21 protein-coding genes are annotated in these 21,559 nt (G+C 37.6%); 9 read left to right on the forward strand and 12 right to left on the reverse strand.

The window, feature by feature from the left end; all coding sequences use genetic code 11:
• Window positions 1-188 precede the first annotated feature (188 nt).
• Together MZHIL_RS03925 and thiC are read left to right on the forward strand one after the other, a co-directional pair.
• Window positions 189-911 (forward strand): sugar phosphate isomerase/epimerase family protein, encoded by a 723-nt coding sequence (locus tag MZHIL_RS03925; RefSeq protein WP_013898074.1) that lies wholly within the window; start codon window positions 189-191, stop codon window positions 909-911.
• A gap of 115 nt (window positions 912-1,026) precedes the next feature.
• Window positions 1,027-2,307, forward strand: a complete 1,281-nt coding sequence (gene thiC / locus MZHIL_RS03930; RefSeq protein WP_013898075.1) for a phosphomethylpyrimidine synthase — start codon at window positions 1,027-1,029, stop codon at window positions 2,305-2,307.
• Window positions 2,308-2,316: 9 nt separating this feature from the next.
• On the opposite strand, the gene MZHIL_RS03935 is transcribed toward thiC, so the two are convergent.
• From MZHIL_RS03935 to lonB, 4 genes are read right to left on the reverse strand one after another with little or no spacing between them, the layout of a single operon-like run.
• The gene (locus MZHIL_RS03935; RefSeq protein ID WP_048815633.1) at window positions 2,317-3,351 is read right to left on the reverse strand and encodes a radical SAM protein; all 1,035 of its coding nucleotides are present in this window, start codon (window positions 3,349-3,351) and stop codon (window positions 2,317-2,319) included.
• Between the two features lie 56 nt (window positions 3,352-3,407).
• Complete coding sequence (locus MZHIL_RS03940) at window positions 3,408-4,718, reverse strand: TldD/PmbA family protein (RefSeq protein ID WP_013898077.1); 1,311 nt, start codon at window positions 4,716-4,718, stop codon at window positions 3,408-3,410.
• Window positions 4,719-6,050: a TldD/PmbA family protein gene (locus MZHIL_RS03945; RefSeq protein ID WP_013898078.1), complete on the reverse strand. Its 1,332-nt coding sequence runs from the start codon at window positions 6,048-6,050 to the stop codon at window positions 4,719-4,721. It lies immediately after the preceding gene.
• Window positions 6,043-7,986: an ATP-dependent protease LonB gene (gene lonB, locus MZHIL_RS03950; RefSeq protein WP_013898079.1), complete on the reverse strand. Its 1,944-nt coding sequence runs from the start codon at window positions 7,984-7,986 to the stop codon at window positions 6,043-6,045. Before lonB ends, MZHIL_RS03945 begins: the two co-directional genes overlap by 8 nt.
• 364 nt (window positions 7,987-8,350) lie before the next feature.
• On the opposite strand from lonB, the gene MZHIL_RS03955 reads away from it, so the two are divergent.
• Genes MZHIL_RS03955 through comE form a run of 3 tightly spaced genes read left to right on the forward strand, consistent with a single transcriptional unit; the run spans window position 8,351 to window position 11,259 of the window.
• Window positions 8,351-8,776, forward strand: coding sequence for a hypothetical protein (locus MZHIL_RS03955; RefSeq protein ID WP_157209628.1), 426 nt, complete (start codon window positions 8,351-8,353; stop codon window positions 8,774-8,776).
• Between the two features lie 45 nt (window positions 8,777-8,821).
• Complete coding sequence (locus MZHIL_RS03960; RefSeq protein ID WP_013898081.1) at window positions 8,822-10,090, forward strand: cysteate synthase; 1,269 nt, start codon at window positions 8,822-8,824, stop codon at window positions 10,088-10,090.
• A gap of 26 nt (window positions 10,091-10,116) precedes the next feature.
• A complete protein-coding gene (comE, locus tag MZHIL_RS03965) occupies window positions 10,117-11,259 on the forward strand; it encodes a sulfopyruvate decarboxylase subunit beta (RefSeq protein ID WP_048815634.1) in 1,143 nt (380 codons plus the stop codon).
• Here comE and MZHIL_RS03970 read toward each other — a convergent pair.
• Both MZHIL_RS03970 and MZHIL_RS03975 read right to left on the reverse strand, forming a co-directional pair.
• The gene (locus MZHIL_RS03970) at window positions 11,242-11,937 is read right to left on the reverse strand and encodes a potassium channel family protein (protein WP_013898083.1); all 696 of its coding nucleotides are present in this window, start codon (window positions 11,935-11,937) and stop codon (window positions 11,242-11,244) included. The genes comE and MZHIL_RS03970 overlap by 18 nt on opposite strands.
• 36 nt (window positions 11,938-11,973) lie before the next feature.
• The gene (locus tag MZHIL_RS03975; protein WP_013898084.1) at window positions 11,974-12,981 is read right to left on the reverse strand and encodes a potassium channel family protein; all 1,008 of its coding nucleotides are present in this window, start codon (window positions 12,979-12,981) and stop codon (window positions 11,974-11,976) included.
• Window positions 12,982-13,140: 159 nt separating this feature from the next.
• Here MZHIL_RS03975 and MZHIL_RS03980 point away from each other — a divergent pair, with 159 nt between their 5' ends.
• Window positions 13,141-13,398, forward strand: a complete 258-nt coding sequence (locus MZHIL_RS03980) for a DUF504 domain-containing protein (protein WP_013898085.1) — start codon at window positions 13,141-13,143, stop codon at window positions 13,396-13,398.
• Between the two features lie 111 nt (window positions 13,399-13,509).
• On the opposite strand, the gene tnpB is transcribed toward MZHIL_RS03980, so the two are convergent.
• Both tnpB and MZHIL_RS03990 read right to left on the reverse strand, forming a co-directional pair.
• Window positions 13,510-14,622: an IS200/IS605 family element RNA-guided endonuclease TnpB gene (gene tnpB, locus MZHIL_RS03985; RefSeq protein WP_013898086.1), complete on the reverse strand. Its 1,113-nt coding sequence runs from the start codon at window positions 14,620-14,622 to the stop codon at window positions 13,510-13,512.
• A 134-nt stretch (window positions 14,623-14,756) separates the two neighbouring features.
• Window positions 14,757-16,076: a methanogenesis marker 16 metalloprotein gene (locus MZHIL_RS03990; protein ID WP_013898087.1), complete on the reverse strand. Its 1,320-nt coding sequence runs from the start codon at window positions 16,074-16,076 to the stop codon at window positions 14,757-14,759.
• Between the two features lie 232 nt (window positions 16,077-16,308).
• Between MZHIL_RS03990 and MZHIL_RS03995 the strand changes: the two genes are divergently transcribed.
• Window positions 16,309-17,310 carry a hypothetical protein gene (locus MZHIL_RS03995; RefSeq protein WP_157209629.1) on the forward strand — a complete coding sequence of 334 codons (1,002 nt, stop codon included), beginning with the start codon at window positions 16,309-16,311 and terminating at the stop codon, window positions 17,308-17,310.
• 19 nt (window positions 17,311-17,329) lie between these two features.
• Here MZHIL_RS03995 and MZHIL_RS04000 read toward each other — a convergent pair whose 3' ends face one another.
• The gene (locus MZHIL_RS04000; protein WP_013898089.1) at window positions 17,330-18,079 is read right to left on the reverse strand and encodes a redoxin domain-containing protein; all 750 of its coding nucleotides are present in this window, start codon (window positions 18,077-18,079) and stop codon (window positions 17,330-17,332) included.
• A 219-nt stretch (window positions 18,080-18,298) separates the two neighbouring features.
• On the opposite strand from MZHIL_RS04000, the gene MZHIL_RS04005 reads away from it, so the two are divergent.
• Window positions 18,299-19,108 (forward strand): DUF1638 domain-containing protein, encoded by an 810-nt coding sequence (locus tag MZHIL_RS04005; protein WP_157209630.1) that lies wholly within the window; start codon window positions 18,299-18,301, stop codon window positions 19,106-19,108.
• A gap of 124 nt (window positions 19,109-19,232) precedes the next feature.
• Here the strand turns inward: MZHIL_RS04005 and MZHIL_RS04010 are convergent, their stop codons facing one another.
• Complete coding sequence (locus MZHIL_RS04010; RefSeq protein WP_013898091.1) at window positions 19,233-19,436, reverse strand: hypothetical protein; 204 nt, start codon at window positions 19,434-19,436, stop codon at window positions 19,233-19,235.
• 120 nt (window positions 19,437-19,556) lie between these two features.
• Window positions 19,557-19,916 carry a carboxymuconolactone decarboxylase family protein gene (locus MZHIL_RS04015; RefSeq protein ID WP_013898092.1) on the reverse strand — a complete coding sequence of 120 codons (360 nt, stop codon included), beginning with the start codon at window positions 19,914-19,916 and terminating at the stop codon, window positions 19,557-19,559.
• Window positions 19,917-20,155: 239 nt separating this feature from the next.
• On the opposite strand from MZHIL_RS04015, the gene MZHIL_RS10485 reads away from it, so the two are divergent.
• Window positions 20,156-20,296 carry a TFIIB-type zinc ribbon-containing protein gene (locus MZHIL_RS10485; protein ID WP_157209631.1) on the forward strand — a complete coding sequence of 47 codons (141 nt, stop codon included), beginning with the start codon at window positions 20,156-20,158 and terminating at the stop codon, window positions 20,294-20,296.
• 207 nt (window positions 20,297-20,503) lie between these two features.
• Here MZHIL_RS10485 and cobT read toward each other — a convergent pair whose 3' ends face one another.
• Window positions 20,504-21,547 (reverse strand): nicotinate mononucleotide-dependent phosphoribosyltransferase CobT, encoded by a 1,044-nt coding sequence (gene cobT, locus MZHIL_RS04020; protein ID WP_013898093.1) that lies wholly within the window; start codon window positions 21,545-21,547, stop codon window positions 20,504-20,506.
• Window positions 21,548-21,559: the final 12 nt, after the last annotated feature.

The following is a 21,559-nucleotide window of genomic DNA, read 5'->3' on the forward strand; positions in this document are numbered from 1 at the left end:
TTAATAATTCTATCAGACTATACTAATTGATCACGTAATTTTCTTATTATGTCCTGTTTCGATAGCTATATATTTTAAAAGTATAATGTATCAAAAAAATTATCTGAAAATTATTCAATTGGTTCCTTTGAACTAAATTTATAGTCATACAAAAAATTGAATGTAAATTGAATTAAGGAATATTTAAAATGATAGGTGTTTCATCTCGTGCATTAAAGAACAAGTCCCTATCAGAAGCACTTGAGCAGCTTGGTAGTGTTACCAGTTGTGTAGAGATATATTCTGAAGGTCTGCATGATCTTTCAAAGAATAAAGAGATTCCACAATCATTCGATTTCAGGTACTCGGTACATGCTCCAGTTACTGATATCAATATAGGGAGCATTCGTGAGCCCATCAGAAAGGCAAGTATTGATTTTATAAAATATATGGCTGATATATGTAACTGTATTGGATCAGATGTGCTGGTTGTACATCCTGGATATTATTCATACAGGCACGATCTGCCTGATGCAAATACGTCCCTTTTAAGGTCACTGAATGAACTTGAAGATATTTTTTATGATACCGGTGTAAGGGTATGTATTGAGAATATGCCTGATGACTGGGATTGTTATCTTTTTAGATCACCTGAAATGGACCTTGGTGAGAATGGTTTTGTTCTGGACATAGGACATGCAAACACTACAGATACAATTCAGGATTTTTTGATGAAAGATATATCCCATTTTCATCTGCATGATAACAATGGACGCAGAGATGAACATTCCTGGATCGGATCCGGAAACATTGATTTTGAGAAAATAAAGGATTTACTGAACAATAACAACAGTATGAAAATTTTAGAACACCCATGTATGGATTTTGTTGACAGAAGTATGGAACGGCTAAAACAAATGAATATTAAATAATACTGTAAGTATATATGTACAGTAATTTATATATGTGAGTCAGGTAATTCTAATCAAATTTCAAATAATATACCTGATCAATCATATCAAAATACATCGAATTAACGGAGCAAATATGACATTGATGGAAGATGCTAAAAAAGGCATTGTTACCCCTGAAATAAAGGCAGTTTCTGAGATTGAAGGAATTGAAGAAGATAAAATCTGCTCATGTGTAGCAAAGGGTCTGATTACAATCCCAAAAAACGTATTGCGAGAATCAAAGCCAATGGGTATTGGCAAATATATGAGTACCAAAATCAATGCCAATATAGGGACTTCACGGGACTATGTTGATATTGAAACCGAGGTCAAAAAAGCAACAGTCGCTGAAAGAGCAGGTGCCAGTACTTTGATGGACTTATCTACTGGTGGTGATCTTGATCTTATTAGAAAGAAAATTATGGATGCTGTAGATATACCTGTTGGGACTGTTCCCATATATCAGGCAGCTTCATCCCATGGTTCAATTGTAGATATGAGTACAGATGATATGTTCAATGCTGTACGAAAGCATGCAGAGGATGGAGTGGAATTTGTAACCATACATGCCGGTATAAACCTCGATTCTTTAAAGAGACTCAGAGACAGCTCCAGAATAATGGATGTTGTTAGCAGGGGAGGTTCTTTTACTCTTGCATGGATGCTTCACAATGATGAAGAAAATCCATTTTATTCTGAATATGAGTATTTGCTTGAGATAGCTTATGAATATGACCTTACATTGAGCTTGGGTGATGGCATGCGTCCAGGTTGTATACATGATGCAACGGATCGACCTAAATTCATGGAATTTATTGTTCTGGGAGAACTGGTCAAAAAAGCAAGAGCCGGAAAAGTTCAGACCTTTGTTGAAGGGCCGGGACATGTGCCTGTGGATGAAATAGAATTGAGTGTGAAGGGAATGAAACATCTATGTGATGGAGCACCCCTATATCTACTTGGCCCACTGGTAACTGACATTGCACCTGGTTATGACCACATAACTGCTGCTATCGGAGGTACTGTTGCAGGGATGCATGGCGCCGATTTTCTGTGTATGACCACGCCTTCAGAGCACCTGGCTCTTCCGACTGTAGAAGATATCAGGGAGGGTGCGACAGTAACAAGAATAGCAGCACACGCTGCAGATCTTGTTAAGGAAGGGCAGAAGGAAAGAGCACGCCAGATGGATCTCGAAATGTCAAACGCACGTAAAAAACTTGAATGGGATAAGCAGTATAGCCTGGCAATAGATCCTGCGAGAGCTCGATACATAAGGGAAAGCAGGGTAAGTTGCAGTGAAGCATGCTCAATGTGTGGAGAACTATGCGCCATGAAAATTATAGATAATTCGTTCAGGGCAGAAAACAGGTAAAAGTAAATTTTAGATAAGCAGATCCTCAATGCCCTGCTGAGAAACGATTTCAATTGCCCTTTTCTTTTCATCGGGTGTCAATATGCGGTTGATTTCAGGTGCTTCATGTGCTCTGTGATGCGGGGTATATTGAAACATCAGATTGAATCGTATGTAAGGAATATTCTCAGAAACCCATTCTGCAATTGGGTGGGTGCAGCATTCCAGATGACCTGGAAGCACAAGGTGGCGCAGAATAATTTCGCTGTTATCATATGCATTTTTAAAATTTCTCTGAATTACAAGCATGTATTTTCTGACATTTGATAATTTACTGGCACATTTATCATTTCCATACTTGAAGTCGGCAAGATATACATCAACAACCCCTTCAAGAAGTTTACTGCTTTCAGATGAATGATACATATTTGAGTTCCATATTACAGGTATGCTGGAATTTACATGTTTTAGAGTTTTCAGTACCATATGGAGATGTGGGGTTGGTGTAACAAAATTTACGTTTTTTGAGCCTTCATTACGTCTTCTGTCTATAATCTTTCCAAAGTCTTCAGGTATGATTACAGCACCACAATGTGGGCATGTAGATATTGTCCAGTTCTGGCAGTAAATACACGAAAATACACATCCTGTAAAAAAAATGGTATGGGATGGAACAAGTTCAGGTTCTTCACCCATATGAAGAAATTCAGAGGCATATTTTGAGATATATTTAAGGCCACAATATCCGACTTGCCCTTTCTTTCTGTTAACTCCACAGCGCCTTTCACAAAAGCAACATTTTTCAAGGATCCTTTCAGAAATAAGTATTTTTAGATCCAGAAGAGACCGTTCATTATATCCTTGATCGATCTGTTTTTCATCAGGTATAGGGTCAGCTATTATTTTTCGATACTTTTCCATACCTTGAGTGTGTACTTCCCACAAATCTTCAAGAGATGCATCATTGTTAAATTCCAGAGAAATGCTATTAGATATTTTGAAGGCAGGTGATATTTCATTTCGTTCGATTCTGCTGTATCTATCTAAGAACTTGGGTTCATTCATATTAAGGATCATTATGGGATTTTATCTTATGTTATTGATGGATATTCAAAAAAATATCATCCAATGACTTTCATATCAGATACTCTGATAGATGGCGTAACTGTACCGCCAATCATCTGGACATCATATCCTGCTCCTGAAATATTTTCAAATATCTCAAAAATGTTGCCTGAGATCATGAGGGACTTTATAGGTTTCTCGATCTCTCCATTTTTGATCTGGAAAGCATTTCTTGCTTCTACTGAAAAATCTCCTGAGATAGAATTTGCAGTATGGGCTCCTATAAGGGAAGATATATAGACCCCATTATTTGTTTCCTCTATGATGTTGGACTGGGGATAGTCTATAATCAAATTCCTTGGTCCAATTCCAGGTACAGAACTATATGAATGTCTTCTGGAGTTACCTGTTGATTCTACCTTATATCTGCCTGCAGTGTAGATGTCATACAGGTATGATTTGAATATACCATTTTCAATGACCGTTGTCTTTTTAGAAGGGGAACCTTCATCATCACATACAGATGTTTCAATTCCATTTTCAAGAAGTCCGTTATCAATAATTGTCAGATCTTCTGAAGCTATTTTGTCTCCCATTCTGTCTTTAAGATATGATCTCCCCTTCTGTACATTATCAGCATTTAAAGAGGGTACAAATGAATTATCAAGAAGATCTGAGACTGCAAAAGGATGTAATACAATTTCGGTATTCTGAGTGTTGATCGATGTGCCGTTTCTGGAGTTTAGGGCCAGTTGTGCAGCCCTTTTACCAATATTCATAAAATCAATATCCAGATTTCTTGAGATCTGAAAATCATAGGCTGTCGAAGTATCATTACTGGAAGTTATGGTATCGATGAATCCAGAAACACTTGTATCCTCTTCCCTGATATTGACACCGTTAGTGTTCATTATCATTCTATTTGAATAAGATCTCGAAAAGCTTCCGGAAGTAATTTCTATATCTGGAAATGATTGAACGCCTTCTATCATTTCTCGGGTAAGTTCAATGCATTTTTCAAGTTCCATATTTTTTATACTATCGTCGAAAATCCCTGATACCCGGGGATATTTTGAATTTGAAGGTAAAGAAGTCCATTCAGGATCATTCTCTCTAACCCTTGCAGAAGAAACTGCCTTTTTTACAGTTTCCTCTATTTTACCTGGAATATTTGTACTGGCAAAGCCCACAGAACCATTTACGATAGCCCTTATACCTATTCCCTGCAATCGCTGTTCTTTTGCACTTTCGATCACATTTTTTCGAATATCTGCACTTGTGGATCTGCTGGTCAGTATATACACTTCTGCTTCATCGGCTCCTTCCTTGGATGCAAGATTCAATGCACCTTCTCCAAATTCATACATTTATACTCCTCCGACAAGTGCTTTTGAAATCATAATATGTGGAGATCCATCAGCTACCGGAACAAGTTGTCCACTTTTACCACATCTACCTGAATGCATTTTCAGATCGTTTCCAACCATTTCAACATTCTTAAGGATTTCCAGGGTTTTACCTGAAAGTGACACATTTTTAAGGAGAGTGGTCATTTCTCCATTTTCTATTAGATATCCCTTCTCTGCATTGAACTGGAAAATTCCTTCCCCGGTATTTACCTGACCTCCCCTTGAACCCATAAGATATACTCCACTTTTCATCTCTTCAAGCATCTCTTCAAAACCGGATTCTCCATTATCAATATATGTATTACTCATCCTGACAACTGGTAATGAGTAGCCCTGTGTCCTGAAGTTACCCGGTATGCCTCCAAGTTTATTTGCAGTTTCTCTTGAATGTAAATATGAATTGAGTATTCCGTCTTTTATGATAGTGTTTTTTCTGGACTGTACCCCTTCAGCATCAAAGGGGAAGTATCCATATTCGTGAAGTGTTGGATCATCTATGACGTTTACAAGGGGTGATGCAATACTTTCTCCTCTTTTATCTTTTAATATTGAGTTTCCTTCAAGGACCAGGTCTGCTTCAGATGCATGTCCAACCGCCTCATGAACAAACACGCCTGCAAGTTCCTGATCAAGTATTACAGGCAGATTTCCGGCAGGAGAGTTTTCGGCAGATAATAGCTCAACTGCCGTCTTACCTGCAGATTCTGCTAGATGGTATGCATTGTGATCATCAAAAAGTTCATATCCACACACTCCAAACCTACTTTCTCTACCAACCTGATATTTGTTGTTTTCAGCAGCTACAGCGGTTACTGCAAAACCAGTTCTGATAGTTTCGTATTCACACTCAACTCCTTCGGAATTACAGTATCTGAAAATCATCTCTGATTCTGCATACATCACATTGGTACTTTTGACACCATCAACCCGAGCATGTTTTTCAATTTCCTTTAGCAATTCTACTTTTTCTTCAATAGAGACATCCTTTGGGTTTATTTTGGTTACCGGCGCATTTCTTACAACAGGGGCCTCCACGGGTGCAAGTTCTATTTTTTCTGCAGGACTGTAAGAGTTCATCTGTATTGACAATTCTTTAGCTGATTTAATTACATTTTTCAGGTCAAACTTGCCTTCAACGGATGTGAATCCCCATGAACCATTGCAAAGTGCTCTTACACCAGCACCCTGGCTGTAATTTATGGAAATATCATCAACATCACCATTATCAAGGGTGATTATAGTGCCTGTTCCATCAACGAGTCGCGCGTCAAAAAAATCTATCTCAGACATTGTTTGTTCCTTTGCTTGTATTTTTCATTTTGTTGATAGATGCTGGAACCACTTCAGGAATATCGAGATTTAGCTGAAGATGCGTTAATTTTTTCAACTTTTTGATTATACTTGCCTTTTCTTTACCTACCAGACTGTGCTCAATAACTTCTGTTATTGTTGAAACAGGTATGATTTCAACCATGTCCTTGTAATGTTCTTCAATGAGTACGTCTGCTTCGTTGGACTTTGGAATGATTACCTTCTTTATACCGGATTGGGCTGCGGCTTCTATTTTATAGGTGACTCCTCCTACTGGAAGAACATCCCCTCTGACCGAGAGAGATCCGGTCATTGCAACCGATTGATCTACAGGGATCTCTTCTATTGCTGATATAACAGCGGTTGCGATCGAGATGGATGCACTGTCTCCTTCGACTCCTTCGTATGTACCAACAAATTGCACATGTATATCACGATTTGTTATATCCTTGCCAGTAACATTTTTAATTACTGCGGACACGTTCTGTACAGCTTCCTTTGCAATATCTTTTAACATACCGGTAGCTATGACCTTACCCTCAGATGTGGACAGTGGTGGAGTTGTTTCAGCGATTATTGGAAGGACAATACCTGAATCTCCACCCATCACAGCCAGACCGTTCACTCTGCCTATAGCAACGCCTTCTTTTGAAAACAGCTGATAGTCCTTACGCCTTTCCAGATATGTATCGGCTATCTGTTGTTCTATTGAACGAGCCGTTCTTTTAGCGGAGATCACATGTTCTGCGGTTGTGACTGAAGCTTTTTCTGAACGGGCAATATCTCCGGCAACTCTTACAAGGCCACCAAGGTCCCTAAGTTTTAATGTAAGGTGACCTTTTCTTCCGGCACGTCTTCTTGCTTCACGTATTATCTCTTCTACTGCACTGCGGTCAAATCCGGGGATGTTACCATCCCGTGCAACTTCCTGAGCCACGAAACGGAACAATTTCTTGCGATTTTCTTCATTGTCTTCCATGGAATCCCGCATATATACTTCATATCCATATCCCTTTATACGTGACCTGAGTGCAGGGTGCATTTTTTCGACAGCATCCAGATTACCTGCAGCTACCATTATGAAGTCACATGGTACTGCCTCAGTCTTCACAAGGGCACCTGAACTTCGCTCCGACTGGCCGGTTATGGAATATTCCTTTTCCTGAAGGGCTGTCAGCAGGCTCTGCTGAGATTCAAGTCTTAGAGTATTGATCTCATCGATAAATAGAACTCCTTTGTGGGCCCTGTGTATGTCACCACTTTCAACTCTGTCATGGGAAGGAGTTTCAAGTCCTCCTGACTGGAATGGATCATGTCTGACATCACCAAGTAGTGCACCTGCATGTGCTCCTGTGGAATCTATATATGGTGCATGGTCTTTTCCATAATTGGAAACCAGCAACTTTGGTACCATCATGTCATCTTTTGGCATGAAGTGTCTTGCCAGTATGAGTAGCATTATAACTGCAATGATACCCCAGAGAAGCTGGCCGACATAAAATGAATAGATGATTATGCCAAACACGATCAGCATCATCAGCATATTGCGTGACTGAGCTTTTTTGCGTGCTTCCATTTTATGGGCTGCTACGATCTCCTTTCCTTTCCCGGCAGGTACTTTCCTTATTTTTGGATTATTCTGATCTTCAAAATTGGGGTAGGCAAGAATATCTTCAAGTTCTTCTTTTGGAAGCAATTCTGCCATTGCTTTTGCAAGCAGTGATTTACCTGTACCGGGAGTACCGATCATCATCACATGCCTTCTCTGACGGGCTGCATTTTTAACAACCTCCACTGCGTGCTCCTGACCAATGACCTGATCAATTAACATTTCCGGCACGTCTATAGAGTCTGTTGTGTCGAAGTTAGAATTCACAGGTTCAGCTTCCTGATTAGCAGTGATTTTATCTTCCATGGTTAACTCTCATAAATTATAGGTATCTACTAAGAATGATGGGATTAAGATTGATTGATCAAACTCAGACGATTATCATAGTGAAACTTTAATTAGCCATATATAGCTAACGCCATTTATACCTATTGATAACTGATATATTACATTTATAGTGGTATATATTGCTACATTTATAGCTATATTATATATAAGTCAGGTATATGACATTTTAAATAATATTATATTATATATATTTTATTTGTTTATTATGATATATGCTAAAACGCCTGATTCCACGCTACTATATATTATGCATGAAAAGAATTATTAATCGGTATTTCTATAGTAGTTCTGAATGAAAACTTTTTCCATATTGATCGTCATTATGACTCTTATATCTATGACCATAGTTCCATTAGCCTATGCTAAACCCGGGCCATCAACAGCACAGTATATGGAAATAACTCATATGACTATGAGATTCGATGGACCTGATGCCTATGTTTCAATTAATTACAACCTTGATCTATTCTCAAATATCTATGTTTTTATGCTGGGCAGTCGTAATCTCGAAAAGACCTTTGAACTGGTTTTTTCAGATTTTGAATCTCTGGAGGTATTGGAAATTGGACGCAATCATGCATCTCTCAAGCTTATGAATGTTTCAAGAGAAACTGATGATTATTACCTTCATGACTCCAGAGAGCTGGGGACTACAATTGATACCCTTACGATTGTGTATCCAGGAGGCTCCGATCGAGTTACAAGGAATGTTAACTCAACGCCAAATATTTTCTATGTAAAGAACTGAGTAAAAGAAAATTATTACTATATGCAGAATTATAATTCTTAATATATGACGAGCAATAATTTGCTGAAGTGCCTTGAATGCGGGACCAGGTATGATAATGATTTTCGCCTTAGCTGTGATAACGATGATTCTTTCCTGCGTATGGAATATCCAGAAAGGATCAATCTTAGACAAGTAAACGGTATAGGTAAATTTACTGACTGGCTGCCCATAAATGAAGTATTGACAACAACAGCAGGACCTGTAACATATAAGAGTGAACATCTTGCTGAAGAACTTGGCCTTACCAATCTTTACATTAGTTTTAGTGGCTACTGGCCGGAAAGGGATGCCAGCATCAAAACATGCAGTTTCAAGGAGCTTGAAGCACATCCTACAATGCAAAGGCTAAAAGAATCTGGTCACAAGGCAATTGTCCTCGCATCGGTTGGAAATACTGCAAGGGCATTTGCTTATGTTTCAGCACTGACAGGTATGGATGTATATATTGTGGTTCCTGAATTCGGTCTGGACAAACTATGGATTCCCACGGAAGTAACTGATTCCATACATCTCATCACAATGAATAAAGGTAATGACTATACAGATGCCATTAATCTATCCCAGCGGATCGCAGATCTGGAAGGAATAATGCCAGAAGGTGGTGCAAGGAATGTGGCACGAAGGGATGGGATGGCTACTGTGATGCTTGATGCTGCATTTACAATAAACAGAATTCCTGATCACTATTTTCAGGCTGTTGGAAGTGGTACAGGGGCAATTGCTGCCTGGGAAGCATCCATACGTCTTAGAAATGATGGAAGGTTTTCAGATCATATGCCAAAACTGCAGCTGGCCCAGAATCTACCATTTACACCTATGGTCAATGCATGGAACGAGAGGCGCCGTGAAATAATTCCTGAACTGGATATGCCTGATGCAAAATCAAGTATAGAAAAGATCTATGCTGATGTACTGTCAAACCGAACTCCTGCATATTCTGTAACTGGAGGATTGTTTGATTGTCTGACTGAATCAGATGGAATAATGTATGCAATATCCAATTCTGAAGCTAAAAGTGCACAGGATATGTTTGAATCACTTGAAGGAGTTGACATACTTCCTCCATCTGCAGTTGCTGTGGCATCACTGGTAAAGGCAGTAGAAAAGCAGAATGTTAACAGGGATGATGTAATTCTACTAAATATTGCAGGAGGAGGAGAGAAGATACTGAAAAGTGAATTTTCAGTCTCAACAATAAAACCAACTGCCTCTGCAAAGGATTCAGATATTGATCTGGATTTGATCATGGACACTGGCAGCTATAGAGCATGATATTTTCATACAGCCAGGTGAATCTTATGAAGTCCACTGAAGAGATATTTATAGATATAATGCACAGAAGTGGAATTGATATTGTTGCATCTCTTCCATGTGACCGACTTAAAAATTTAATTCCACTTATAGATAATACATTTTATCATGTTCCAATTACCCGGGAAGAAAGCGGGGTGGGCATATGTGCAGGGGCATATATGGCAGGAAGCAGACCAATGGCTGTTATCCAGAGTACAGGCCTGGGTAACATGATCAATGCTCTGGAATCATTAAATATTTCATGCCAGATTCCGCTTCCTATACTTGCCAGCTGGAGAGGTGTCTATAAAGAAAAGATAGAAGCACAGAAACCTCTGGGGGAGCATCTTCCTTCTATCCTTGAAGGTGCAGGAATATCCTATACAATTATTGATAGGATTGAAAATATACACCAGCTGGAAACATGTATAGAAGACTCTTTTAAAAATCATCGTCCTCATGTGATTCTGGTATCTCCAATTGTCTGGGAGGGGTCTATCTGTTCTGCCTGGGCTGAGGAAGGTCAGGTACTTATGAAAGGAAGGTCATGTAATTTTCATTTTCGTGGATGTATAGATGAGGCACAGATGCTGCGCTACGATGCGATAAATACAATTGCACCACATTTTGATGATGAAGTAGTTGTGTGTAATATTGGAATCCCATCAAAAGAGCTATACTCAATAAAGGATCGAGACCTTAATTATTATATGTTTGGTTCAATGGGACTTGCTTCTTCCATAGGTGCAGGAATTGCAATAAAATCAGATCGCAAGGTAGTTGTTCTGGATGGCGACGGAAGCCTTCTGATGAACCCAAATGCCCTTTTTGAAGCTGCATTTCTTAATCCTGCCAATCTTATAATAATTGCTCTGGACAATGGAGCTTATGGTTCAACAGGTTCACAGAAAACACTGACATCAAAAAATCTGGATCTTGAATTTCTTGCCCTAGCATGCGGATTTGAAAATACGATAAAAGTCCATACTCCAGAAGAACTTCTGGCAGCATATCAAAATATGAAAGCTTCCACAAAAATGGGGTTCATACACGTCATACTCAAACCAGGCAATGCAAAAGTTGCAAACATTCCAATAAAACCAGCTGATGTTACACGCCGGTTCATGCGATCACTTAGCAACCGTTAATTTGTTTTTTAGTTCAGCTACATTCTCCCTTGAGCCTACCACTGCAATCATATCCCCGGGTTCCACAATTATTGACGGGTTAATCTGAGTTATGATCCTATCCTTCTTTTTGATGCCTATTACTCTGCAATCAATAGCATATTTATTTTCAATTTCATTTACAGATTTATTTTTTAATGGAGATTGATTGTGTACCTGATGTTTTTCAATTTCTATGCCTTCATAAAGCATGATGTCTTCACTGACATTCTCACATACATGGTCAATACACAATGATGTCATTTTTGAAAGCATCTGACCTGCGATTATCGAAAGTGAAACCACATAATCAGCACCCGCTTTATATATCTTATCAATGGATTTTACAGTATTGGCTCTTGCAATAATGGTTATATCCGGATTCAGGCTTCTGCATATCAATGTGGCAAATATAATATCAATATCGTCATTCAATGTGATTATTATGGTTGATGCGTTCAGCACACCTGCATCCTTTAGAATGGCTTCATCGGCTCCGTTTCCGATTATATATTTGAATTCTACTTTTTCGAAAACATCTGGGTTTCGGTCCACCACTACAAAATAGACGCGGTTATCTTCAAGAATTTTAATTATGTTTGTTCCCACATCCCCATAACCCAGTACTATAAATTTGTCTTTCGAATAATTATTGTTCATATTCAGATTCCTGTACTTGATAACATTCTATTTTGTTTAAACAGTAAGCTTTTGCAGGTTAGATAACTGTTCTGTTGTACCTGTAGCAAGAAATACAGTATTTTCTGTAATAATATCGCTATCTTCCGGATGAAATGAAAAAGTACCGCCTTTAAGCATTCCTACAATATTTGCACCTGTTCTTTTTTGAATATTTGCTACCTTTAAGGTCTTTCCAACCAGTGGACTTTTTGGATATACAGGAAATTCCACAATATTTACCCCATCCAGAAATTCGATAGCACCTGTAAGCCTGTTTACAAAAGGATCGACTGCTCTTTTTCCCATGTAGAGTCCAAGAAGCCTTTTTGGAGAAAGGACTTTATTTGCTCCGGCATATCGAAGATATTTGGTATTTGAAATATCATCAGCCATTGAGATAATTTCCACCTGGCTGATCTTTCGTGCAGTAAGTGCAATATTTGCATTTTCAGAATCTGACTTATTGGCTATTAAAAATCTTGCAGACTGGACTTTTGCACGCTGCAGTGTATCTTCCTCGGCAGGATTACCATATATACATATTATATCATTTTTCATGAGTTCCCGGACTGCTTGTTCGTCATCGTCTATAACAACATATGATACTTTCTGGTCTTTCAGTCCTTCTATAAGGATCTCTACCAGTTTGGTGGAAGCACATATAACGATGTGATGTTTCATATCATCTGGTACATGCGTTGGTAACTTTGTTTTTACAGCTTTTTCTATCCAGGGTATGATAATCTGCGGAAACAATATTCCAAAAACAATTGTTATCCCCGACAATTGAACTAGTATAGAAAATGCTTTACCGGTATCGGAAAGTAGAACGACATCTCCATAACCTACGGTAGTCATGGTGGTCATTACCCAGTAGACTGCAGTTAATAAATTTGCATTTTCTATCTGTCCCTCTGCTACTGTAAGGTGCAAAAATACAAAACTGTATAGTATTATTACAGAAACTATGACTGATGTATACAGTTTTATAGATTTTTTGGGTATAAACCTGGATATTTCCATAAATAAGACACCTTAAACTATATATTTAATCTTTTTATTTTTTAAGTACGTAATTTTTTTGTTTGATCTTTATATTACTATATATTTTAATGTAATTATTATAGCTATACTGAAGAATTATCAAATACAATATTTAAATGATAGGAGGAGTGGACCCGAATGGAGGATGAGATAAAATCAGGGTATCCCCGAAACATTTTAAATGAAATTAAATGGAAGAATCTGGATTTTGATGAGTGCATTGTGGAGTATATCCACAGGGGTATGCCTGAAGATAAAAAGGTTATTTCAGGAGTAGATATTAAGGATATTGGCAGGTCATTTATTACACTCTACTCTGATACAATGATCCCGTATCACAGAATACTCAGGATAAAGTATAAAGGAAATATCCTGTATCTGAAAAAAAGGGCATAAATGAGTATTAGACTTCAGTGAACTACACCACGCTTACGCATGGTGCTTCTTGCTTCATTCTTTTCTCTTTTGAGAACAAGTCCACAAGCTCTTCCCGTAGTTCCTACGGTGCTAAATACCTATTAAGTTCTGCTTATCTAAAGCAAACTTTTTGATATTAATAGCGGCATTAATATCTCTGTCGTGATTGGTTTTACAATCGGGACATTGCCATTTTCTATCTGTAAGTGTTAACTTTCCGTTGTGGTAGCCACAAACATTACAGATTTTTGTACTTGGCTCGAATCTTCCGATACGGAGTATGGTTTTTCCGTACCATTCGGCTTTATATTCGAGTTTTTTTACGAAAGAACTCCATGATGCATCTGCTATACTTTGTGTAAGACAGTGGTTTTTCAACATACCGCTAACGTTCAAAGTTTCCAATGCTACCGCTTGATTCTCGCTTATGAGCTTAGAGGATAACTTATGTTGAAAATCATTTCTTTGGTTGGCAATTTTTTCATAGAGTTTTGCTACTGCTACTTTTGCCCTTTGTCTATTAGCTGAACCTTTTTTCTTTTTGGAAAGTCTTTTCTGCAAAACTTTCATTCTTTTCATCGAGTTTTTAAGATATTTCGGATTATCAATTTTCTCACCAATTGAAGTAATGGCAAAGTCTTTGATTCCAACATCAACACCAACCGTTGTATCAATATTGAATGATTTATTTACAGGATTTTCTTTTTCATCATCGATGAGAATACTAATATAGTATTTTCCAGTAGATGTTCTACTTACTGTTGCTGTTTTCTCTTTACCTTCATATCTACGATGTAGTTTCGCATTTATCCATCCAATCTTAGGTAGTTTAATTTTATTATTTTCAAAATCCACTTTGTAATGTTGAGGAACAGAAAAGGATTGAACTGGATTTTTCCTTGATTTGAACTTAGGAAAACCTTTCTTTTCCCTGAAAAATTTTGTAAATGCATTGTCAAGATTAAGTGTTGCTCCCTGTAATGATTGAGAATTAATATTTTTCAACCAAACATGTTCTATTTTTAATTCAGGTATCATTTTGTTCAATGCAAACCTTGATATAGAATTACCTTCTGCTTCATATGATTTTATCTTATTTTCTAAAGCCCAATTATAGATGAATCTACTAGCACCAATATGTTGTGAAATCATTTCTTCATGATTTTTATTCGGATACAATCTATATTTATAGGCTTTCAACATACACTTTATCTAATGACTTTAACATTATTTATAATTTATGTTAAAAAGATGATGCTTTCTCATTAGTACGCATTCATCTCCTAGCTTACGCAAGGAGTCTTCTGCTAATTAAGATAAATCGTTCCTGAATAAAATCAACTCTTGTTTTCGAAGGAAGGACCAAATGATATGCTTTCAACTGGTTCTGTTATCCTGAATCTACTGTCCAGAATTTTTTCCTTCAGTTCAGATGCAGCCCTTATGGCTCGCAAGCGATCAGATTGTCTAAGAGTAACGGGTATGGTTCTCTGCATATTGTCTATAGTGCAATGAATTGCTCCAAGTTCTGCATTGAATGCGCCACCAGGACAGATCGATACACAGAAACCACAGTTGAAGCACTCGGAAGGCTCATAGGTTGCTGATTTAATTGAATCTCCAGAAGTGACGGCTTTCATGGGGCACTTTTCTTCGATCTTGCATGTAGTACACATTATACATTTTTCAGGTTTATAGGTAACAGCAGGATCAGCATTGTCCCAGACGTCCCCATAAGTGGTTTCGCACAGTTTAATTCTTCCGCCGACGTCTGCTACTTTAAGCGGAGTTTCTTTATCGAGTTTGATTACATTTTCCAGTATTTTTTCATTGATAATAGGGATGGGAACTGCCCATGTGCTGATAATTTCAGGTCCTGAGGGGGTGAGATAACCTCCCATATACTCTCCAGTCATGGGATGGAGGTCTGCAAAGGCTGCAAGATTTGGATTATCCGGGCTGCTGCGGGTGCCGCTTCCAATAACAAACCCTTCAGCACCATTTATAAGAACACGTGTTCCGATTCCAATTGTTTCCAGGTCCGGATCGTTTTTTATCGGATTCATCTCCCCGCAGCCGCAAAAGGTTGCTTCACTGTAGTTACCTTTAAAGTCTGCAGCATGGAATATAGTAGATAATGGTTCAGAAGAAGGATTCACAAAGGCCAGATAATTCTTGAAGGTATGTCTTGTAGCAAAATACTTTGCATATGGTATCTCATTCATATCAGTATAATGCTTAAAGCAATACCCTTCAACAGTCTCGACTTCAACCTCTATGGTCTTACCTTCAACCATTTCTTTGAACAGGTGTCCTCCGCCATAGGAGGAATCATATTTGCTGTAACCGGTACCATAGATTATCAGATCCAGTATTCCAAGTCTTTCATTGGGGCAGGGACCAACATATGCAGGAATCCCGTTTATCCATACACTGGATGCCTTCTTAAATTCATTTGGCTCTGCAACTTTGAATGAGAGAACAATATATGTGCCGCTCATGATTCCACGTGTGGCAGTAGTAACAACATCAACATCATCAAAGCCGATAGTCTCACCATCTCTTACACGCTCACAGACTTCTTCAGAAGTTAAAACCACAGCTTCTCCACGGTTAATTTTGTTTTGAATTTCTAGATAGGTTCTTGTTCTGCTCATAGTTTCATCAGGCCCGGGAATCTGTTTTATTTATGCGTATTTATTGAGAACATTTTACTTGAACCTTTTTAATGTGACACATGAGAGAAGGATGCCAGATTCTGTTTTAATGATTTGAAGCTTTGGCTTTCAGTAAATTAATGGGCCAAAAGATGGAATGTGTATAATAACTTCAATCATTTTCGAAGTTAAGGAATGCTTTATCACCCAATATATCTTATATATTATTATAATGGACAAATATAAAATAAACAAAAAGGATACACAGAATAAACGTACCCTATTTATTTCAATAGCCCTTATCTCATCAATTATATTGTTTTCAGGCTGTCTGGACATCGGAGTAAAGGATAAATTTCCATCCGATGAAATGACTGCCGATATTGAAGTCATATCTGCAAACGGAACCGTTATCCATGTTGATCTTGAAGGCGGATTCTATGGAATTGTAACCGATAAAGGAGATCGGTATTATCCACTCAATATGGATGAAATATATGCTGAAAATGGAATGGATATCACATTTGTTGGTAAGGTTAAAGAGGATACTGTAACAGCTCAAATGTGGGGTACCCCTGTAGAAATAATCTCCATGTCAGAAAGAAGTGAAGCTGATTTTGTCTATGGCTATGGGACAGTTACCTATATTGAACTTGAGGGCGGATTCTATGGAATTATAACAGACGAACAGGATCGATACCTTCCACTGAATCTTGAAGAAAGATATAAAATGGACGGAATGCGTGTCTTTTATGCCGGTGAGCTAAAACATGACATATTCACCATTTACCAGTGGGGCACACCTCTGGAAATCCATTCTATTCTCTGGGCATACTATTCTCCTGACTATAATGTGTCCGTTATCCGTTCTTTAATGGATGCTTTAATAGATGATGAAGCGCAAACATATCATTTAATAGAAGATCGAACTCAAGCAGGGTTTAGCAGTTTTGTTGAAGGATATGACAGTCATGTGACATTTATGTTTATACCAGAGTACCGGGATTCTTCAACATATTATGCCAACTATTCCATTCTGAAAAATGATCTGACAATGGTAAGCTATTCAAATAAAAAATTTGAAAATATCTCATTAGATGATCCGATAACCATCAATGTTCCATGGGAAAAAGGTGACAGGCTGGAATTTATTATTTCTTTAAAGGATTCTGAAGGGACAGAAGTGTATACCGGACATTATAATCTTGCACTTGGAATTTCATCGCTTGTTTGATTAGTTATGTTTCTTCCCCTTATGCATTTTCTTTTCTAAAACAAAGAAACCAATCGTAGCATATCATTTTTTCATCAGTTTCACTAATTCTTTTTTTAGCCATTGAAGATAATTCAGGAGGAGGAATAATTACATCATCTCCAGGTTGCCATCCTTCAGGTGTTTCTATATTCTCGGAATCTGATTTTTGCAATGAAATAAGCAATCTTTTTACTTCATCCATATTTCTGCCACTTGACATGGGGTAATATAGTATTGCTCTGATGCGTCCATTGGGATCTATTATAAATACTGCTCTTATTGTGCTGGTACCAGAATCAAGACTGATTTTGCCACCACTGCGTTCAAAATCTTCCAGCATCTCTTCGGTAGAATAGATTGCATGAGGGTGAATCATACCATATTTTTTAGAAATTTCCATTGAAAGGTCTTCTATAATGGGAAATTTTATTTCAACATTTTTTAAGCCTTTGTATTCTATTTTTTCTTCGATTGTTCTAATCCATGCAATATGAGAATATATACTGTCCACCGAAAGACCCAGCAATTCTGTATTCAATTGTTTGAAATCATCCTGCATTTTTGAAAACTTGATAAACTCAGTGGTACATACAGGTGTAAAATCAGAAGGATGGCTGAAAAATATAACCCAGTTTCCTTTATAATCATCCGGAAAATGAATGTTTCCTGTAGTTGTCTTTGCTTTAAATTCCGGTGCAAAATCCCCAATAAGAGGCATTCTATATATTTTTTGTTCATCTTCTCCCATGAGTTGAATCCCCAAGTTATATTATGTCAGTTGCATAGCCATATTTTTTGCAGACATATATGCATTGATTTTATTTTGTTTATACATTTATAGATGTAGCAGATATATATACAACTACCCTGCATATTTATTATTAATCTAAAACTGGCTTTGCTTCTGTATGCAAATAAAATTTTTGCTGAGCTGGAAAAAGATAAGACAATTTGGAAGTTAATGATAATGGAATCCAGTAAATCGTCAACATTAGGGATAATATTATGTAAGATATTTGAAGATGAACTTGTACATCTGATTAAAAACGGGCCATCTCCGGATGAAGTGGTGGTGATTGAGAACGATGATTCTGCAGGGTTCATTAACAAATTAAAGGAAGAAGGTATTGTTTATGCTGCAATAGATGCTTCTGATGTAAGTGATTATCTGGAAAAAAATTCTGGAAATGGTTTTGTTCTGGTAGTTAATATACTTGAACTTGCTCTGCATGCATATCCTGATGACCTTAAGGAGACTGTTTATTCTACCATAGAAAATATGGCAGGGTATTGTAATGGAATATTTTTGTTGTATGGTCTTTGTGGAAATGTTCTTGTAAATGTTGAGGAAGATTTTGAGTCCTGCGATTATCCGGTAAAAATTCTCAGAGATAATGATGGAGTTATTGTAGACGATTGTATTGGGGCAACTCTTGGTGGAAGAAAAGAATATTTAAGGACCCTTAAAAACTGTCGGGGATCTGGAACTTTTTTCCTGACTCCCATGTGGGCTGCAAATTGGAGAGAATTGGCCAGGTCGGCTGGTATGTGCCAGGATCCCTATGATGATGCAACATCTAAATTTGTTTTTGAACAGGTCGGCTACAACACTGTAGGTAAAATCAATACTGGCCTGAACTATGAGAAAGATTTTGATAAAAAAGTTGAAGAATTTGCATCCATTTTTGAATTTAAAATTGTTGAAATGAATGGCAGCCCTGAATTGTTTGAAGAGTGCTATAAAGAAATGCTGGAACTTCTTAATATGGAAACCTGACGGTTCTTTAATCTTTTTTTTGAAAAAATTTTATAATTCAACTTTTAGAGCAGGAGTTTCCTTGCGTAAGGTAGGAGTAGTTGAATAAGATGATATTGTATGGAAAGCACATTAAAAATTAATGTTATAATTGTTTTAGATAGAAGTGTTTCAACATTCTGGCAATTCCAAAAGCAACTACTCCAATCAGTACTGCGATCAGGATGACCATGAAAGCATTTCCCTGCTCAGCAAACCTCATCATCAAAGCAAAAAGAAGTGCAGTGATCATGATTGCAATAATTGCATAAATATACAGACTCTTATCGATCTTTTCTTCATCTTCCATATTACATTCTCACTGAATTCTAAAATCACATTTCATTTTCGCAGCATTGATTTCATTGATGTCCTGTTGAGTAACACGTTTTAATTAAAAGCGGAACGAAAAAATATTTTCTGGGTCACTTCAAAATCCAAGCCTATCCATCTCTTCAAGAATAACAATACTAAAATCAGTAAAGTACTGTACACCACTTGTCCAGGTAGCTATCATCATGGCATCCTCAATTTCCTCGCGTGTGGCACCAAATTTCTTTAATCTTTCAAGGATCTTGGTTGCACTTTCAGCATTGTTTTTGGAACATGCTATTGAAAATGAGATGAGGTGCTTTTCTTTCATTTGCAGCCCATTTTCTCTTTCTGACCATATGGCTTTATACAGTTCAGATATTCCTGCTGCAAAATCATCATCTACCCTCTGGGCATACCTGACAGCTCTGGGCATAAATCCCTTTACCTCTTTTACTCCTTCTGTATTTTCAGTCATAACTATCACCTGATCATTTTGTCAGTACACAATATAAGATTTTCTATGAGTTATGGGTTATACATTCGATTTTCATTGTCATTTATTCAATGTAATTAAAAAAATTTAACTGGTGGTAACAAAATGTATATATAGTATATTGTACCTATTTGAGATGGGAGTTGGTAACAGTATATACAATAGTATTTGTTACATTAATCTCAAGTATATAATCTAATTTAAAGAGTAGGGGTATTCAAATGAAAGCGTTAAAAAATTGTCCAAAATGCAGCACTGAGTTAAAAACCGTGGAGAGTGGTGGAATTCAGGTTTGCAATGTATGCAGGTACTGGACCAAACATGGTACTGCAAGAATTGATTCGATAATGATTTTTGCCTGAGGTGATAAATAATGAAACAAATCAATCAGGTTTGTAATGCATGCAAATCTCATCTGAAAAAGCAGGTCATTGGTCAAAACGTCTTTGTTTACTGCAATAGATGTGGCAGGTTATCATCTCTTTGATAATTAATTTCCATTATCTACTATATTTTCAATCTCTTTTTTTACTTTTTGATGTCAGTCCAGAAGGCATTTTTTTTGAATATTATCCATTGAACTTACCAAGTTTATGGCAAAGGTCTTCTATACCTTCAAGTAATTGAGATTGGGAAATGCCCATCATTGCTGCAAGATACATTGCACCTCCGGCGCCAACACCTTCTTTCACATCTCCTGCTTCATATCTTCGAAGCCCTGGAAGTCTTGAGCTGGTGAATCCCGGATCTGCATAATACATTTCAATTCCAATATCATCGATAAGCTTCTTAAAACTTGCAGAACAATCGTTTACAATGAACTTTGTTGTTGCAATTGAAATGTTGTCTTTGAGAAGTCCTTTATGTTTGAGTACTGCTGCAACCGCTGCCATCTGAGTCCCCCCGGTAAGGATAACCTGGCAATTTTGTATCCCTGCTGCAATTCCTGCAACAGCAGGCATCATTGGATCTCCAAGGTACTTGATTGCTTTCATTGGCTCATCTCTAAGGCTTCCAAAGCTGACTCCAGAAGCCTGCATTCCTTCCTTTACGATCCTGTTCTTTAGTCCAAGAGGGTTATGTTCACAACTGCTGCTAACATTTCCATCATATCCCAGAGCACATAGAACACCTTTTGCGGTAGTGGTACCTCCAGGTATGCTTTCCCCGATCACAAAAAGATCACTTTTACTGGAGATTTTTTGTCCAAATTCGAAAGCCCTATCAAATATTTTTTCCGGATCATGTACTGCAACGTTTTTTCTTATATCCTGTCCAGCTTTAGCTTTCATATCTACAAGTTCGACATCCGGCAATATTTTCAACCCCGAGTTTATAAATATATGGGGTATACTGGCCAGCTCAAGTGCTACCCGTGTAATTACTGCCGGGGTAGGAGTTCCAAATGGTGGTGTCATTGGAATTATATCAAAACTGGTAACTGATCCTTTTTCAACAAGCTCAGCATCTCCTGCTGGAGTATAATCAGTCATTTCAGGTGATTCGCCAGCTCCTGACAGATTAGGTATGTATGCAGTTTCTGTATTTGAGAGCACACACAAAAAAATAGGCTCTTTTGAAGAATGATTGCATCCCGGTATTATCCAGTCCATAAAAATCTCCTT

Origin of the sequence: Methanosalsum zhilinae DSM 4017 (assembly GCF_000217995.1) — an archaeon.
GTDB classification, from domain to species: Archaea; Halobacteriota; Methanosarcinia; order Methanosarcinales; family Methanosarcinaceae; genus Methanosalsum; species Methanosalsum zhilinae.

Excerpts from the sequence above, each read along its gene's own strand:
- MZHIL_RS03925 (WP_013898074.1), top strand. The coding sequence starts at position 189 with ATGATAGGTGTTTCATCTCGTGCATTAAAGAACAAGTCCCTATCAGAA.
- thiC (WP_013898075.1), top strand. The coding sequence starts at position 1,027 with ATGACATTGATGGAAGATGCTAAAAAAGGCATTGTTACCCCTGAAATA.
- MZHIL_RS03935 (WP_048815633.1), bottom strand. The coding sequence starts at position 3,351 with ATGAATGAACCCAAGTTCTTAGATAGATACAGCAGAATCGAACGAAAT.
- MZHIL_RS03940 (WP_013898077.1), bottom strand. The coding sequence starts at position 4,718 with ATGTATGAATTTGGAGAAGGTGCATTGAATCTTGCATCCAAGGAAGGA.
- MZHIL_RS03945 (WP_013898078.1), bottom strand. The coding sequence starts at position 6,050 with ATGTCTGAGATAGATTTTTTTGACGCGCGACTCGTTGATGGAACAGGC.
- lonB (WP_013898079.1), bottom strand. The coding sequence starts at position 7,986 with ATGGAAGATAAAATCACTGCTAATCAGGAAGCTGAACCTGTGAATTCT.
- MZHIL_RS03955 (WP_157209628.1), top strand. The coding sequence starts at position 8,351 with ATGACTCTTATATCTATGACCATAGTTCCATTAGCCTATGCTAAACCC.
- MZHIL_RS03960 (WP_013898081.1), top strand. The coding sequence starts at position 8,822 with ATGACGAGCAATAATTTGCTGAAGTGCCTTGAATGCGGGACCAGGTAT.
- comE (WP_048815634.1), top strand. The coding sequence starts at position 10,117 with ATGAAGTCCACTGAAGAGATATTTATAGATATAATGCACAGAAGTGGA.
- MZHIL_RS03970 (WP_013898083.1), bottom strand. The coding sequence starts at position 11,937 with ATGAACAATAATTATTCGAAAGACAAATTTATAGTACTGGGTTATGGG.
- MZHIL_RS03975 (WP_013898084.1), bottom strand. The coding sequence starts at position 12,981 with ATGGAAATATCCAGGTTTATACCCAAAAAATCTATAAAACTGTATACA.
- MZHIL_RS03980 (WP_013898085.1), top strand. The coding sequence starts at position 13,141 with ATGGAGGATGAGATAAAATCAGGGTATCCCCGAAACATTTTAAATGAA.
- tnpB (WP_013898086.1), bottom strand. The coding sequence starts at position 14,622 with ATGTTGAAAGCCTATAAATATAGATTGTATCCGAATAAAAATCATGAA.
- MZHIL_RS03990 (WP_013898087.1), bottom strand. The coding sequence starts at position 16,076 with ATGAGCAGAACAAGAACCTATCTAGAAATTCAAAACAAAATTAACCGT.
- MZHIL_RS03995 (WP_157209629.1), top strand. The coding sequence starts at position 16,309 with ATGGACAAATATAAAATAAACAAAAAGGATACACAGAATAAACGTACC.
- MZHIL_RS04000 (WP_013898089.1), bottom strand. The coding sequence starts at position 18,079 with ATGGGAGAAGATGAACAAAAAATATATAGAATGCCTCTTATTGGGGAT.
- MZHIL_RS04005 (WP_157209630.1), top strand. The coding sequence starts at position 18,299 with ATGGAATCCAGTAAATCGTCAACATTAGGGATAATATTATGTAAGATA.
- MZHIL_RS04010 (WP_013898091.1), bottom strand. The coding sequence starts at position 19,436 with ATGGAAGATGAAGAAAAGATCGATAAGAGTCTGTATATTTATGCAATT.
- MZHIL_RS04015 (WP_013898092.1), bottom strand. The coding sequence starts at position 19,916 with ATGACTGAAAATACAGAAGGAGTAAAAGAGGTAAAGGGATTTATGCCC.
- MZHIL_RS10485 (WP_157209631.1), top strand. The coding sequence starts at position 20,156 with ATGAAAGCGTTAAAAAATTGTCCAAAATGCAGCACTGAGTTAAAAACC.
- cobT (WP_013898093.1), bottom strand. The coding sequence starts at position 21,547 with ATGGACTGGATAATACCGGGATGCAATCATTCTTCAAAAGAGCCTATT.